Annotated in this window: 5 protein-coding genes and 1 pseudogene; 4 read left to right on the plus strand and 2 right to left on the minus strand. The window is 64.8% G+C overall.

Annotated features, from left to right (window positions below):
• The first annotated feature begins 96 nt into the window (after window positions 1-96).
• Together ACFYOY_RS44260 and ACFYOY_RS44265 are read left to right on the plus strand one after the other, a co-directional pair.
• Entirely contained in the window at window positions 97-909 is an 813-nt protein-coding gene (locus ACFYOY_RS44260) for a sugar phosphate isomerase/epimerase family protein (RefSeq protein WP_388593536.1), read from the plus strand.
• A gap of 126 nt (window positions 910-1,035) precedes the next feature.
• Window positions 1,036-1,827, plus strand: coding sequence for an SDR family oxidoreductase (locus tag ACFYOY_RS44265; RefSeq protein ID WP_351904306.1), 792 nt, complete (start codon window positions 1,036-1,038; stop codon window positions 1,825-1,827).
• 377 nt (window positions 1,828-2,204) lie between these two features.
• On the opposite strand, the gene ACFYOY_RS44270 is transcribed toward ACFYOY_RS44265, so the two are convergent.
• A complete protein-coding gene (locus ACFYOY_RS44270; protein ID WP_351904309.1) occupies window positions 2,205-3,275 on the minus strand; it encodes a helix-turn-helix domain-containing protein in 1,071 nt (356 codons plus the stop codon).
• A 1,658-nt stretch (window positions 3,276-4,933) separates the two neighbouring features.
• Here ACFYOY_RS44270 and ACFYOY_RS44275 point away from each other — a divergent pair.
• Both ACFYOY_RS44275 and ACFYOY_RS44280 read left to right on the plus strand, forming a co-directional pair.
• The gene (locus tag ACFYOY_RS44275) at window positions 4,934-8,089 is read left to right on the plus strand and encodes a LamG domain-containing protein (RefSeq protein WP_388593539.1); all 3,156 of its coding nucleotides are present in this window, start codon (window positions 4,934-4,936) and stop codon (window positions 8,087-8,089) included.
• A 515-nt stretch (window positions 8,090-8,604) separates the two neighbouring features.
• Window positions 8,605-15,036, plus strand: a complete 6,432-nt coding sequence (locus ACFYOY_RS44280; RefSeq protein WP_388593579.1) for a polymorphic toxin-type HINT domain-containing protein — start codon at window positions 8,605-8,607, stop codon at window positions 15,034-15,036.
• 573 nt (window positions 15,037-15,609) lie between these two features.
• Here ACFYOY_RS44280 and ACFYOY_RS44285 read toward each other — a convergent pair.
• Window positions 15,610-16,704, minus strand: a pseudogene (locus ACFYOY_RS44285) (integrase core domain-containing protein).
• Between the last annotated feature and the right edge of the window lie 478 nt (window positions 16,705-17,182).

The raw sequence follows: 17,182 nt of genomic DNA on the forward strand, positions 1-17,182 counted from the left end.
TGCCCGTTCAGCCCCTGCACAACAAGGAATCCCGGTCGTAACCGCCCTGCCCCCGAGCGCACGATGGGGTAACTCAAAGATTGAAGGGAAAACCCAATGATCATCAACACGTTTTCATATCTTTGGTCGGCAACGGCGATCGACGCGGTATCCGAGTTGGTTCAGAATGGATACAGCACCTTCGAGGTTCCCATCAGTTCTCCACATTGCTGGCCCGAAGAGATCTCCAGCTCCGAGCGTTCGGTAATGCTGGCGACGCTCAACGAGAACGGCGCTAAGATCCGCTCCTTGAATGCCGGCGGATATGACATCAATCTGGCCAGTCCTGGTGCCAGCATGCGCCGGAAGAGCATCGAGCACATCGCGTCGGTGATTGATCTTGCAGTAGCTTGGGATGTCTCGGAAGTTGTGATCTCACCCGGCACGCGGCGTCCGATGATCTCGCCCCCGCTCGAGAATGTCTACGGGTGGATGCACGAAAGCCTGGGAGAACTGATCCCGCTGGCCAAGCGGGCGGGGAAACGACTGCTCTTCGAGAACACCCCCTACTGCTTTGCGCCGACGATCGGGGAACTGGCAGATATCGTCGACGCAGTCAATGATGATGCACTAAAAATCGTGTACGACGTCGCGAACGCTGCCTACATCGGGGACGATCCCGTATCGGGTCTGAGCTCACATCACGAATCGGTTGCCCTCATGCACATCTCGGACACGAGTACGGAAACGTGGGGCCATGACCCCATCGGCACTGGGGTGATCGATTGGGAAGAGCTGGGTAAAGCACTCAACGAGACAATCGGCATAGACAACGTCGTGCTCGAAATCATCCGCGAAGAGAAGCCCCTTGAAGAATTCGCGAAGGCGATGCGTGACCTCAGTGAAGAAGGTTGGAATCTCGGAGAGTGATATCGGCGCCTCGGGGTTCTGGGCGACCCCGGGAGTCGAAGTGCCTCGAAGAGCATCAGGTGCAGCTGTCACGACTCGTGTGGCCTGCTGACTATGCCCGATGAAAATATGCAAGGAGAGTGTGCAATGAGAGTTCTGGTCAGTGGCGGAAGCAGCGGAATCGGTGCGTCTGCAAGCCTGAGGATCGCAGAGGCGGCGCTTGCCCGTAGCGAACAGCCGATGATTGCGGTATCCGGCCTTACCGCGAACGCACGACAAGAGGAGGTCGTCCGGTCGATCCAGTCGATGGGCGGCAAAGCCATTGCATTGACAGGAGACCTGGGTGATCCTGCCGTGCCCGGTCAACTGGTAGCCGCTGCGGTCGACGAGTTTGGCGGCTTGGATGCGCTGGTGGCAAATGCCGGAATCGCCAACCCTGGCGCACTGAAGGACCTCTCCCTGGAGGACTGGGACGGCATGTTCTCCGTCAACCTCCGCGGAGCGTGGCTGCTCGCCAAAGCAAGTTACCCGCACCTGAAGGACAGTCGCGGGTCCGCCTGTTTCACCTCATCGATGTCCGGCCAACTCCCGCACGCCGGGTCGGGTGCTTACAGTCCGACCAAGGCTGCGCTCACGATGTTGGCTCAGACACTCGCACTGGAATGGGCACCTGACGGGATCCGCGTGAACGTGGTGTCCCCGGGCATGACTCGCACGCAGATGACTGAACAAATGTACATCGACCCAGAAGTCAAGAAGGCGAGGGAAGGTATCATCCCATTGTCGAAAATTGGCGACCCGATGGATATTGCGAACGTGATCGAGTTTCTTGTCAGTCCGCTGGCAGGGTATGTGACCGGCCAAGATGTTTGCGTCGATGGAGGTTTCTCCAAGTCCATTCTCAGTCACATTCCCGGTCGGCCCAGCTCAAAGCTCTGACGGGAACTGTTCAACCGGCTTGACAGTCACACAGCGGTGCACCCTAAAGGGTGTTACACAAGGCCGTGAACTGGGCATCTCCGGTGCGCGGATGTGCGGTGATGAGAGCTGAACGCGTGTGGGTGGAGACATTCACGGGGCTGCCAAAGGAGCAGTTCGGGCGGCCGCTGAAACACGGTCTGGGGCCGCGGGAGTGAGGGGACTCTGCACGGCCGGCCGTGGGGGTTTCGGCAGCTCTTTCAGATTCTCGTGTAGCCGATCATCCAGCTGCCGCGGTCATGACCTTGTGTGGTCGCCGGCTGGCGGCGACGGGCAGGAAGCACCTCTGAGTAGAGGGAGCCCGGCACTGCGCTTGCCGAATACCTCGTCCGTGCAGGTCACGCGGCATGTCTGTATTCGTGGAGGATGCCGCGAAGGCGGTCGTGGCGTCGTATGTCGAGGTGGCTGAGCTTGTCCGGGTCGTCGATTGGTGTGGGTAGTGGGTGTAGCGGTCGGGCGTTCGCGATGCCCTGGTGCGGGCGATGGGAGTTGTAGAACTCCTCGAACTCCCGTAGGGCGTGGAGGAGGTGGCGTTGGTTCCAGATCAAGGTCCGGTCCAGGAGTTCGTGTCTGCAGTTCTGCACCCACCTTTCCATGATCGAGTTCATTCTCGGCATCTGGATGCCGGTGAGGACGACCTCGATGCCCGTGTCTTTGGGGAGAGCGTCGAACAGGGCGGGGAACTTCCCGTCCCTGTCTCTGATCATGAATCGTTCCCGGCATCCGACATCCTCGAGATCCATGATCAGGTTCTTCGCCGCCTGTGTGACCCAGGAGGTGGTCGGGTGTGCGGTGGCGCCCAGGATCCGGATGCGGCGACTACTGTGTTCGATCACCGCGAGTACGTACATCCGCGTGCCGGACAGGGTGACCGTCTCAAGGAAGTCACAGGCCAGGAGGGCGTCGGCTTGGAAGCGCAGGAAGTCGGCCCACGTGCTGGAGCTCCGGTCGGGCGCCGGATCGACGCCGGCATCCTTCAGGATCTTCCAGACGGTCGACGCGGCCACCTTCACCCCCAGCACGAGCAACTCGCCGTGCAGCCGTCTGTACCCCCAGCTTGGATTCTCCCTCGCCAGACGCAGCACCAGATTCCGGATGGACCGCGCTGTACGAGGTCGACCGGGTCGCTTGGGACGCGATAAGGCGGCATGACGGCCCCTGGTGAGGTCGCGATGCCAGCGCAGCACCGTGTCAGGACGCACCAGCAGCCGCACACGCCTCAGAACCGGCAACGGCAGCCGGTGCAGCAGCGCCGCCAGGAACGCCCGATCGCTCGGCGTGAACCGTGCTCGATCACCACCGAGTTGGCGCTCGAGCACTGTGACCTGATGGCGGAGGGTCAGGATCTCCGCATCCTTGTCCCGGTCGCTCTTCGGCAGCAGACGCAGCAGCGCGAACGTGTTGGTCACTCCCAGGTAGGCCAGTCGCAGTAGCTCGGTCGATCATCATGCCGCGTCGACTGCCATCTGCGCGAGACCGCCGACTCGAGCGACGAGGCCGACCACCGCCAGCCCGGGTGCAGGCGTCCGACCAGGGCGGATGACATTCTCGGCAAGCGCACGGCCGAGGCGGAGCAGCTCCTGACGGAGCGTCCCGCCGACGCGGGTGACGCCCTCGCCTGGATCCTCCTGAGTAACGGAGCACTGTGCCAAGGGCATTTGGAGACTGCCGATAGGGCCGCACGGAACGAGGTGCGACTGGCACCCGAGCTGGGCGAGAGCTGGCACGCGCTCGCTGAGGCGGAACTTGCCCGGAACCGTCCCGCCGACGCGCTCGCCGCAGCGGTCCGCGCCGCGGAACGGGCTCCGTCTTTCGTGCGCGCACGCTGGGTGAAACTCGTCTGCGCCCGTGTGGTGGGCGACACCGGCAGAGCAGCAGATGCCGAAGCGCACCTTCGCCACCTGGGCATTACACGGGATGGTGCTGGATCGAAGGGCCCTGATCACTGATCATGCGGCCTCACGAGACCAACATGCGCCGCTCGAGAAGTTATCGCTGCACTTCAGGCGGCACACGGGTACTCGTTGAGCATCCTCCGTCTCGCGCACACCATGCGACCGCCCAGGCGCCGCGGCGTGGCTGACCTGGACCTTCCCCTTGAGTGGCGAGTGCGGCGTGGGCCAGTCGGCGTGTGCGCGGACAGGGCGAATGTGACTGCCGGGAAATAGTGTGCCAAGCGGCTCAGCCGATCGAGATGGCAGGACGGTCCTCAGGCGCAGCGCCGAGAACATGCTGGTCACACGCAAATGGGGCAATCGCGCGGTGGACCGTCACGCCGCAGTGCTCACCAGTTCCGCGCGTGCTCCTACACGATCAAACACGTCGCCGCCACGGGAAGATGTGGTGGCCGGCCGAAGGATTCCCGCGTGGGCGCTGGGTAGCTTGAAATCGCTCCCAGGCGCCATGAGGCACACGGATCACTCTTGACGCTGTGCCTTTATGTTGGATCTACTTCGCCGCACATATGAAGATTCTGTGACTCCGGGGTGGGGACTGTGGGGTTGAGGTGGAGTCGTCGCGTGCGCGGCGGTGGGATGAGTGCGGCGCGTCGCGCCGTCGCGGGGGCGTCTGCCGCGGCGATCGTCGTCGTGTCGCTGGTCTTGTTACCGGTTGCAACTGCGGGTGCGTTACCCGTGGCACAGGCGATGAGTGCGTCGGAGCGAGCAGCTGCGTCGGGCGAGCCTGTGGAGGTGACTGCCCAGCGAGCCGAGTACTCGCAGACGTTCGCAAATCCGGACGGGACGTTCACGCTGGAGCAGTCCTCGGTCCCGCAGCGAGTGAGGGCGGACGACGGATCATGGCGTGATGTGGACACCACGCTGGAGCGCCGCTCTGACGGCAGTGTCGGGCCCAGGAGTGCGGTGGTCGACCTGGCGTTCTCCGGGGGCGGTGACGCCAAGGATCTCCTGCGTCTGGGAACGGCTGGTAAGTCGATTCGGCTTTCATGGCCTGGGCGGCAAGTTCCTGCGCCGAGGCTGGACGGGTCACTGCCACGTATCCGGATGTGCTGGACGGAGTGGACCTTCAGCTGACAGCGACGGCAGAGGGCTATCGACAGGTTCTCGTCGTGCGGACGGCTCAGGCGGCCACCAATCCCGACCTTGAGCAGATCAAGCTGTCGGTTTCCGGGGTCGGGCTTGAAGCCGCCCCCGGCGCGGGTGGCGGGCTGCGTGCGATGGACGATGACGGCAACGCGGTGTTCAAGGGCCCGGCCGGTCAGATGTGGGACTCGGCGGGAGGTGCCGAGAGCCTCGCCGCGGATGGTCCGAAAGCCCCGAAATCCCTGGTGACGACGGCACCGGACGAGAGAGCTCCGCAAACGCGGCCCGGCAATGGTGATGCCAGCGCAGTACTGCCCGTCACAGTGCAGGACGGTGCGGTGATCGTGAAGCCGGACCTCGGATTGCTGCGCGGAGACAAGACTGTCTACCCGGTCTACATCGTTCCGCCAGTCGGCCTCGGCGCCTCAGAGCGCACCAAGCTCTCGTCCGACGGGGACAGATTCTGGCAGTTCGACGGCAGCCTCGGGGTCGGCAAGTGCGGCAGCGCCAACGGCTACTACTGCGGGGCCGGCTACGTGGACCGAATGTACTTCGAGTTCGCGCCATCGAAGCTCGTCGGGAAGTACGTGCTGGATGCGACCTTCCGCGCTCACGAGGCATGGTCATTCGATTGCGATCCGCACTGGGTGGACTTGGAACGCACCGACAACATCTCTGAGGGCACACGCTGGCCGGGTCCCAAGCAACTTGATCAGATGGGCGATCGCTACGTTTCCGCCGGGCGGGGTAAAAATTGCAGTCCGGAACAGCCCGACCCATGGATCGAGTTCAACGACAACCCAGACGAGTCGGACGAGAACCTCGCGAGCACGGTCAGGTCCTTCGCCGACGGCAAGATCTCTCGGCTCACGATGATGCTGCGTGCGAAGGACGAAACCGACGCCACCGCATGGAAGCGATTCGAGGACAACGCGACCCTGAAGGTCACCTACGTTCCCAGACCCGGTGTGCCCACCTCGGTGGGAGTGATTCCGGGGGACGGAACCTCCGGCTACTGCAAGACGTCCTCCTCGGATCCGCTGGTCGTCACACGCAAGGATCCGATGGTCCAGGCACGCGTCCAGACGAGAACGCAACCGAAGAGCGGCGAGGACAAGGGCTCGCTCCAGGCCGAGTTCTGGATGGAGCGCAAACAGGACGACGGGGCATGGGACAAGGTGTGGAGCGGCTACCGACCGGACAGCGGCTGGGACCCGGACGGCACCTTGGAGAAGATGCGCACAACGGACCGGGCCGACGGTGGTCTATACCGCTACAAGGCGCGGACGCAGTCGCACTGGGCTTACAACGGCAAGTCGGGTGATCTGTTCTCGTCCTACTCCTCCTGGTGCTACCTGAAGATCGACTCCACCGCTCCGAAGGCACCGCAGATCACGGCGGGCAAGCCCTACACCGAGTGCCTGCCGAACCAGTGCGTGGGGATGGGCGGTCCCGGTGTGTCCGGCACGTTCTCCGTCAAGCCGAACGCCGCCGATACGGACATCACAGGCTATCGCTGGCGGTTCCTGACCACGACGGCCGCGAACACCAAACAGAGCGCCGGAGCACGGGTCACCTTGAATGTCACTCCGCCACTGTCCGGAACCCAGGTGCTGTCCGTGGAGGCCAAGGACGTACGCAACCGCTGGGGTACCCCTGCGGAGTTCACCTTCGCTGTGGCGCCGGCCGCGGGCCCCGTAGGCCGATGGCACTTCGCGGACGGGGCACCTGGCTCCGGTGTGACCAAGGCCGTCGACAGCGCCACGGAGGGGACCCGCCATGACGCCACCCTCTACGACGAGGCGGGAACGGGCTGGTCGACCTTCGGGCGGCGGGGCGACGCCGACTATTCGCTGTGGCTGAACGACTCCTCGACCACCAGCGGATATGCCGCCACATCCGCGGCGGCAGTGAACACCCAGGACTCATTCACCGTCTCGACCTGGGCATACCTCACCGACTCCACCGAGAACAGGGTGGTGCTGACCGAGCCGGGAGAGGACGGTTCCGGCTTCACCCTGTACTACTCCTCCACGTACAAGAAGTGGATCTTCAACCGTACGGACAAGGACCGCAACGACCCCACATACATCCGCTCCTTCGCCAACGCGCAGAACCCTCCGCTCAAGGTCTGGACACATCTGGCCGGAGTCTTCGACACCAAGGGGGATACCGACAAGTCGAACGACACCATCCAGCTGTTCGTCAACGGGCGGCCACAAGGCGACCCCGTGGTGCTGTCGAAAGCAGCGGCCGGTTACGAGCCGTGGACCGCGAACCGTGGCCTACAGTTCGGCCGATCCAAGGTGGGCGGTACCTACGGTGAGTACTTCCACGGCCGCATCGACGAAACGGCCCTCTGGCAGCGCGTGCTGACCGCGGACGAGATCCGCACAGAGGCCCGGCTGATGGGAAGCGAGGCGCCGCCCAACGAACTGGTGGCCATGTGGGACGCCTCCGCCGCAAAAGGAACGGAGATCACCGAAGGCACTCCATACCCCGCAGCCCCGATGAAGCTGTCCTCCACTGGGGCGACACTGAACGAAGACGACAACGCGCTTCTCCTGGACGGAACCTCCGGCTACGCCTCCACGACCGGACCGGTGCTCGACGAGAACGGTTCCTTCACGGCCTCGGCTCGCGTACGCCTCGACAGCGCCAAGCTCTCCGGCAAGCCCATCGGCTACGAAGCCCAGGTGACCGGGCAGCGGACGGGCACCGAATCGTCCTGGGCGCTGTGGGTGACCAAGCCAGCGGAAGACACCTATCGATGGCGCTTCACCCGCACAAGCGTCGATGGCACCGGCAAGGCGACCCAGAGCGCTTCCGTACCCGGAGAGGAAAACGCCGAGCTGGACACCTGGGTGCAGGTGACGGGCATCTTCGACGCCCAGGAGGCATGGGAATGGGCCGACCCGGATGACCCGGAGAAGATCGAGACCCGGTACGGGAAAGTGCACCTGTACGTCGGGGATTCCGACCAGGCGTCCCTGGACCGGGCCGGTTTCACGGCCGAACAGCAAGGCACCGGTGAGCTGGCCCTGGGCCGGGGGACCGGGAGCGGCAGCACGGCCCACTATCTGCCCGGGGCCGTGGAGGAGCTGAGGATCTGGGCGGGAGCCATGAGCGCCGAACAGATTCGCTCGCAGGTCCTGGATGCCGGACCACTGGAGAACTCGTGATACCCGGCCGCCGTGACGGACGGCCGACGAGGCGGGACAACGAGCGCGGTGCGGACCGCACGCGACGGGGACGGGGAGTGAAACGGATCGTGTCGGCCCGTGGTGACTTAGTCAGAAGCAGAGCGCGGAGAGGCCGCTGGCTGGGGCGCGTCGCCGCGGTGGCCGGCTTGTCACTCGTGCCGGGACTGCTGTCACCGGTCACGTTCGAATCAGAAGCAAAAGGGCTCGGCAGACCCAAGCTGGAGGCCCCACGGGCGGACGAGGTCATACCCCTCTCCCCGAAGACGGACCGCAGGACTGCCGCCCTGGTCAAGGAGAGCGAGGCGGCAGACCGCTCGGCCGCCGAGGCGGCGCGCCGTGACCAGGCCAGGAATGCGACCTGGCCGAAGGCCGGTACCGCGCGCCTGGCGGTGTCCGGCAGCGGTTCGGCCACGGCCCGGCCGGGCGGCCTGCCCGTCACCCTCGGAACGGCGGGCAGGAAGGCCCACGCCACTCCCAGCCTGAGCATCCAGGTGATGGATGAAGGCCGAGCCCGGAAGGTTGGGGTCAAGGGCGTGCTCCTCAAGGCCGTCGCCTCGGCCGAGGGGGGAAGCACGAAGCTCGGCATCAGCTACGCAGACTTCGCCGCGGCATACGGCGGTGACTGGGCGGGACGTCTGACCCTCGTGCAGCTACCGGCGTGCGCGCTGACGACACCACAGAAGGCCGGCTGTCGTACGCAGAGCCCCCTTCGGGCGGTCAACAAGCGGCACAAGGAGCAGCTCTCCACACCGCTCACCTTCGCCGCGAGGCCGGGCGGCGAGGTGAAGGTCCTGGCGGTGGCCGCCGCTGCCAAGTCCGGCGGTGGCGACTACAAGGCGACGCCGCTTTCCGCCTCGTCCACATGGGAGGCGGGTGGGTCCTCGGGCTCCTTCACATGGACGTATCCGCTCGGCATGCCTCCTGCAGCGGCCGGGCCCGCACCGGATCTGTCGATCTCGTACGACTCCGGCAGCGTCGACGGACGAACGGCGAACACCAACAACCAGGGCTCCTGGATCGGTGAGGGATTCGATCTCACCTCGTCGTACATCGAGCGCAAGTACGGCAGTTGCAACGACGACGGACAGAACGACAAGTTCGATCTGTGCTGGAAGTACGACAACGCCTCGCTCGTGCTCAACGGCAAGGCGACGGAACTGGTGAAGGACGACACCAGCGGCACGTGGCGGCTGAAGAACGACGACGCCTCCACCGTCCAGCACTCCACCGGTGCCGACAACGGCGACGACAACGGCGAGTACTGGACCGTCACCACGGGCGACGGCACCAAGTACGTCTTCGGACTCAACAAGCTGGACGGCGCGGCCGCGGACGACCGCACGGAGTCGGTCTGGACCGTGCCGGTCTTCGGCGACGACGAAGGAGAGCCCGGCTACTCCTCGGGCTCGTCCTTCGGCGAGCGCGACAAGAAGCAGGCATGGCGCTGGAACCTCGACTACGTCGAGGACACCCACAACAACGCCATGACGTACTGGTACAACGCCGAGCACAACAACTACGCCAAGAACGGCAAGGACGACCCCGGTACCGACTACATACGCGGCGGCTATCTCAGGGAGATCCGCTACGGGCAGCGCGCCGATGCTCTGTTCTCCGCGACCCCCTCTGCCTCGAACAAGGTCACGTTCACCGTCGCGGAACGTTGCATGGCCTCCGGCACCGGCTGCGACTCGCTGAACGAGGATCACCGTGACAACTGGCCGGACGTGCCCTTCGACGCGGTGTGCAAGGACGGTGACAAGTGCACCGGCAACGTCGGCCCTTCCTTCGTCACGCGCAAGCGCCTGACGGACATCACCACCTACTTCTGGAACGCGGACGCTGCCACACCCGCTTACGATCCCGTCGACTCCTGGGCGCTCAAGCAGACCTATCTCGACCCGGGCGACACGGGCGACTCGTCCGATCAGTCCTTGTGGCTGGACGAGATCAAGCGCACTGGAAAGCGCGGCAGTGACATCTCCCTGGACCCGGTGAAGTTCACTCACACCTGGCTCACGAACCGTGTGGACGGTGCGACGGATGACATTCTGTCGCTGGAAAAGCCACGGGTGAAGACCATCACCTCCGAGGCCGGTGCCCAGACCGTCGTCGACTACGCGGAAGCCGACTGCGTCGCGGGCCGGACGATGCCGAAGGCGGATGAGAACACCAAGCGCTGCTTCCCGGTCTACTGGTCACCCAACGGTGCGGCCGATCCGCAGCTCGACTGGTTCCAGAAGTATCCGGTGACCGGTGTGCGGACCACCGACCCCAAGGGTGGCTCCGAAGCCGTTGCCCACTCCTACACGTACGAGGGAGGCGCGGCGTGGCACTACAACGACGACCCGATGACGCCGGCGAAGCAACGCACCTGGTCGGAGTGGCGGGGCTACGGCAAGGTCATCCACCGAACCGGCGCCGGCGACAGCACGCAGTCCAGGACCGTCACCGTCTACCTGCGCGGCATGGACGGCGACCGCGTACTGACACCCGACGGCAAGGGCGTCGATCCGGACAAACGGAAAACGGTGACGGTCACGGGCATCACGGCCGCCGAGCTCACCGACTCCGACCCGTACGCCGGTTTCACACGCGAGTCGGTGACCTACAACGGCGACGCCGAGGTGTCCGGCAGCATCAGCGACCCGTGGTCCAAGCGCACCGCCACCCAGCACAAGTCCTATGCGGACACCGAGGCATACTACGTTCGGACCAGGGCCACCCACGATCGCACCAGAATTACCAGCGGCATCAGCCCGGTGGACAGGGTCCGCACCCGGACCACCACCTATGACGACTTCGGCATGCCCGCCACTGTCGAGGACGGCGGCGACGACGCGGTCAGCGGTGACGAGACCTGCACCCGCAACTGGTACGCACGCAACGACAAGGCGGGCATCAGCTCACTGATCGCGCGCGCCCAGACCGTGTCGCGGAAGTGCACGGTCACGGCCGCGAACCTCGATCTTCCCGCTGACTCCTCGCGCCGCGGTGACGTCGTCTCTGATGTGGCCACCGCGTACGACAGCACCACCTGGTCGGAGGACCAGACCCCCACCCGGGGAGAAATCCGCTGGACCGGCCGCGCCAAGGGCTACGCCGACACCAACAACCCCAGCTGGCAGAAGGTCGAGACCACCACCTACGACATGCTGGGTCGACCGAAGACTGTCAAGGACGCTCTCGACCGCACCAACACCACCACCGCCTACACGCCCGAGAAGGCCGGTCCGCTGACCTCCACCGTGACCGCCGATGCCAAGGGCTTCCCGACCATCACCACGGTCGAGCCGGCGCGGGGTTCGCCGCTCAAGGTCACCGACCCCAACAAGAAGATCACCGAGACCGAGTACGACAGCCTCGGCCGGGTGACCAAGGTGTGGCTGCCCAACCGGTCCAATGCCGTCAAGGAGAAGCCCAACTACGTATACGGCTACAAGGTCACTAACGCAGCCCTGCCGTGGATCTCCACGGGCACACTCAAGGGCGACGGCTCCGGATACAACACCACCTACGAAATCTTCGACAGCCTGCTGCGCCCCCGTCAGACGCAGAAGCCCTCGCCGGTCGGCGGGCGGGTCATCTCGCAGACGTTGTACGACGACCGTGGTCTGGCCGTCTCTTCTCAAGCCGACATCTGGGACGAGAAGAACGGCCCGTCGGGCGAGGCGGTGGAAACCGACGGCGGTCAGGCGCCCACCCAGACCGACACGAAGTACGACGGCGCCGGCCGCCCGGTCCAGGCGGTCACCAAGGTCCGCGGCGCCGACCGCTGGACCACGACGACCACCTACACCGGCGACACCGCCGCGACCACCGCCCCGGCGGGCGGGTCAGCCGTCGCCGAGGTCACCAACGCCCTGGGGCGGGTCACCGAGCGCCGTGAGTACCCGGGCACCAGCCCGACCGGCACGAAGTACACGACCACGAAGTTCACCTACACACCGGACGGCGACCAGAAGACCATCGTCGGCCCGGACAACGCCACATGGACGTACACCTACGACCTCTTCGGCCGACTGAGCACGGCTGACGACCCCGACAAGGGCAAGACATCCACGCACTACGACGAGCTCGACCACATCACATCCACGGACGACGCGAACAAGAACACCCTGCTGTACGAGTACGACGAACTCGGCCGCAAAACCGGCATGTGGCAGTCCTCCAAGACGGCCGCCAACAAGCTGGCGTCCTGGACCTTCGACACCGTCGCAATGGGGCAGCAGGACTCGGCGACCCGCTATGAAGGCGGCGTCGATGGCAAGGCGTACACCCGTAAAGTCACGAAATACAACAGCCTGTACCAGCCGACCGACTCCCAACTCCTCCTGCCGGGGAACGACCCGCTCGTACAGGCCGGCGTACCCTCCACACTGGCCTTCTCCACCGACTACAGGCTCGATGGCACGGTCAAGAAGACCGGAGAGCCGGCCGTGGGCGGGCTGTCGGGCGAGTCGGTCTCCTACACATACAACGCGACCGGCCAGCAGCTCACCGCCACGGGCGCTTCCAGATATCTGCTGGAAGCCGTCTATTCCCCTGTCGGGGACCTGCGCCAGTTGGAGCTGGGAACATCCCCCGCCTCGGACAGCAAGAAGCTGTACACGAGCTATGAGTACGAGGACGGAACTCGACGCCTGACCCGCGGCTTCACACGCGATGAGACCTACGGATACCTGCTTCAGGACCTGAAGTACACGCAGGATGACGCCGGGAACGTGACGTCGATCTTCGACAGCACGAACCTCGGCGGCACCGGCAAGGCCGACTACCAATGCTTCGGTTACGACGGCTATCGGCGCCTGGCCGAGGCGTGGACACCGAAGGCGGCGGACTGCGCGGATTCCGGTCGGACCACCGAGAACCTCGGCGGCGCCGCCCCGTACTGGACGTCCTACACCTACAACGTGGCGGGCCAGCGGGAATCCGAGACTCAGCACGCGGTAGCGGGCGATACGACGACAACCTACGCGTACGGCACGGCCAAGGGGCAGCCGCACCCCTTGGCCGAGACCCGCACGGTCAAGCCGGGAAGCACACCGTCCGCCACTGCCGCGTACGCGTACGACGCCGCGGGTAACACGACCACACGGCCGGGTACCCAGGCCGAACAGACCCTGGCCTGGAACACGGAAGGCAGACTCGCGGCCTCCTCAGAACCGGCGAAGGGCGGGAAAGCGGCCACGGGGACCGGCTACCTCTACGACGCCGACGGCGAGCTCCTCATCCGCCGTGCCACGACGGCTGACGGGGACACAGTCCTCTACCTGGGCGCCACCGAGGTCCGTCTCACTGCCCGGGGTTCGGCAAAGACCTTGACCGGCACCCGCTATTACACCGGCGCCGGGCAGACCATCGCGGAGCGCACCGGCACAAAGGGCCAGTCCACCACGAAGCTGACCTTCCTCGCCGCCGACCACCACGGCACCGGCACCCTGGCCGTCGACGTCGGCACCCGCGCGGTCACCAAGCGCTACACCACCCCCTTCGGCGCTCCGCGCGGTACCAAGCCCACCACGTGGCCGGACGACAAGGCGTTCCTCGGCAAGCCGGCCGACGGCGTCACCGGCCTCACCCACATCGGCGCCCGCGAATACGACCCCGTCACGGGCCAATTCCTCAGCCTCGACCCGCTCCTCACTCCCGACCAGGGACAGTCCCTCAACGGCTACAGCTATGCCAACCAGAATCCGGTCACTGACTCGGACCCCAGCGGCCTGTGTGTAGATCCCGGCAACGGCCACTGCATGCCGACCAACGGCGGAGACGCCGGCAAAGACGCCCCACCGGAGAACCACTACCCCAGCGGTGGTGGTTGGCACCATGGCGGCGGCGGTGGCGGAGGCGGAGGCAGCAGAGGTGGAGGTGGGGGCACGGCGTCCACTTCAGCTTCTTACCCGACGCCCGCGCCGAGTCCCGGACCTCCACCTGTGCCCGGCCCTTATCACGATGAGAAAGCCGGCACGGGACTGTTCAGTGCCTTAAAACTGGCGGTGGACTTCTTCGGGCCGGACACATCGGAATGGAAGAAGTGCGGAGACTTCAAACTCTCCGGGTGTCTTTGGGCTGCGGCTGATCTGCCGGGCCCGGGGAAGGCCCTCAAGGGCGTCAAGATCTGGAAGAAGGCACGCAAGGCCGAGAAGAAGGCTGACGCTGCGGTCGACGCAGCCGAGAAGGCCGTCGAGAAGTGCCACAGCTTCACCGAAGAAACGCAAGTAGAACTCGCAGACGGCGGCCACAGTGACATCAAGGACATCAAGGTCGGCGACAAGGTCCTCGCCACCGATCCCGAAACCGGGAAGAGCGAGGCCCGCCCGGTCGTTGCGACGATCGTCACCAACGATGACAAGGACTTCACCGACCTCACAGTGAAGACCGGTGACCGACCCGCGTCGATCATCGCCACCGACACCCACCCGTTCTGGGTAACGAGCGAGGCCCGCTGGGTGGACGCCGGCGACGTCATCACCGGCATGCAGCTCCGCACGGACAAGGGCAAGGCCGTGACGGTCACCTCCGTGCGCCACTTCACGAAGCCGCAACGCACCTACGACCTCACAGTCAGCAGAATCCACACGTACTATGTACTCGCGGGTGCGACGCCGGTCCTCGTTCACAATTCAGGGCCCAACTGTGGGGTTCCGCTTGGGGGGAAGAATGGTGACCACTTTGGCGGAGAGGACTTCCATGGAAGCGAATATTCCCTGGATGAGATCACTGAATTGGTGAATGGGCATACGGGAGACGGTAATCCGACGATGGGTAGGCCCTCGGCGGCTGAAGTGGAAACCACGTTGAGGCAAGCTGGACCACGTCAGCTTGAAGGGCAGAATTCATCCCGATTTGACCACAATGGGGTCCGCGTCATCGTGAACTGGGACATGCCGTGGAAATCGACAGCCTATTACCCGGGGAGGTGATGTCATGGCGGAAGTTCAGGCGCGTGAGTGGCTTGGCCGTCACCTGGGAGCCGCTGAGGCAGACCAACTGGAGAGAACCGCGGTAAGCGTAGCCCCTGCTCGTTCGTTGGGCCTGGTCACGCTGCTGCTCGGCTGGTATGAGCATGTGGCGCGAATGGAAAGGGAACTTGACCTGCCTGACTCCGACAGGTCTGCCTGGGGTGCGCATGATCTGATTGCGGCTGACTCTCTGCGGGATTTCATCGCCAGAGGGTTGGAGATGATTCCCGAGAGGGAGTCGAGGAAGTTCAGTGCCGCCCTTGGCGAGGTGGATTCGAGATTTCTCTCATATACGGAAGTCGATGAACTTGACATCCTTCCTCGGCTTGATGGCGATGAGGCTAGAGCGCGTGGATGGTGGTGGACGCGCATTCCGTGCTCTGGACCGATTCGTAGAGATCTAGACCGGTTTTCAACGTCGTTCTAGGAAGCACGTTTGGTCGCCTACGGGAGGCCGGAAAATGCCAGTGTGCCCCACCAGCGACTGTTCCTGGTGGGGCACACTGCCCTTGCTGGAAACCTCATCCGTGCAGGTCAAGCAGCATGCCGGTACTCGTGGAGGATGCCGTCGAGGCGATCGTGTCGACGTATGTTGAGGTGGGCTAACGTGTCCGGATCGTCGATCGGTGGGGGTAGGCGGTGCAGCGGTCTGGCGTTGGCGATGCCCTGGTGTGGTCGGTGTCTGTTGTAGAACTGCTCGAACTCGCGTAGGGCGTGGAGGAGGTGTCGTTGGTTCCAGATCAACGTCCGGTCCAGGAGCTCGCGGCGACAGGTCTGTATCCATCTTCCATGATCGAGTTCATTCTTGGCATCTGGATGCCGGTGAGCACGACGTCGATCCCCGCGTCGTTGAGGACGGCATCGAACAGCGGGGAACTCCCCGTCCCGGTCCTGGATCATGAACCGTGCCCGGCAGCTGAGGTCTTCGAGGTCCATGACGAGGTTCTTCGCCGCTTGCGCTACCCAGGAGGCGGTGGGATGCGTGGTGGCGCCCAGGATCCGGATCCGGCGACTGCCGTGTTCGATCACCACGAGCACGTACATCCGCATCCCCGACAGTGTGACTGTTTCCATGAAGTCGCAGGCCAGAAGCGCCTCAGCCTGAGTGCGAAGGAAGGTGGCCCAGGTACTGGAGTTCCGCTCGGGTGCTGGGTCGATGCCGGCATCCTTCAGGATTTCCCAGACGGTGGACGCGCCCACTTTCACCCCCAGCACGAGCAGCTCGCCGTGCAGGCGCCTGTACCCCCAGCTCGGGTTCTCGTTCGCCAAGCGCAGCACCAGGAGGCGGATCGAGCGCACCGTGCGCGGCCGTCCCGGGCGCTTGGGCAGGCAGGAGGCGGCATGGCGGCGCGCGACGAGGGTGCGGTGCCAACGCAGCACCGTGTCGGGGCGGACGAGCAGCGCTAATCTTCGCAGGACGTGCAGTGGTAACCGGTGCAGCAGCGCCGCCAGGAATGCCCGATCGCTGGGCGTGAACTGGACCCGCTTCTCGCCAAGTTGACGTTCCAACACGGTGATCTGGTGGCGCAGGGCGAGGATCTCCACCTCCTTGTCCCGGTCGGCAATCGGCAGCAGGCGAAGCATCGCGAACGCGTTCGTCACGCCGAGGTAAGCCAGTCGCAGCAGCATGGCCGATCATCTTGCCGCGTGGAGCGCCAGCCTCGCGAGAGCGCCTGTTCTGGCGACTTTGCCGGTCGATCTCCGGTACACCGCGCGCACCGCCCCACCAGGGCGGATGACATTATCGGCAAGCGCACAGGTCAAGAGCGGTACCGGAGGTGTGTGCTACCTGTACTTCCCGGCCAGGCCGACAGCGGCTCAGCGCCGCGTTCTGCGGGAGCTGGGGATCCTGTGACCGGAGCTGAACTCAGCTCTGCGGGCAGGCAGCCCCCGAACGTCGACTTCGCCACCTGACGGCACCGCTCCCGGCCGTCGGTGGTGAGGGGACCGAAGCGGTCGACCGTGATCTTGACCGACCGGTGCCCGAGCCACCGGGACACCTCGTGAATGCCCGCGAACAACAATGAGTCACGCAGAGCGCCGTTTGGGGCGCCGCTTGTGCTGCGCGGTGTGCGTGCGGACCCATTCCCCGAGTCGGTCGATGGGA

Source organism: Streptomyces sp. NPDC007875, assembly GCF_042868035.1.
Classification (GTDB): Bacteria; Actinomycetota; Actinomycetes; order Streptomycetales; family Streptomycetaceae; genus Streptomyces; species Streptomyces antimycoticus.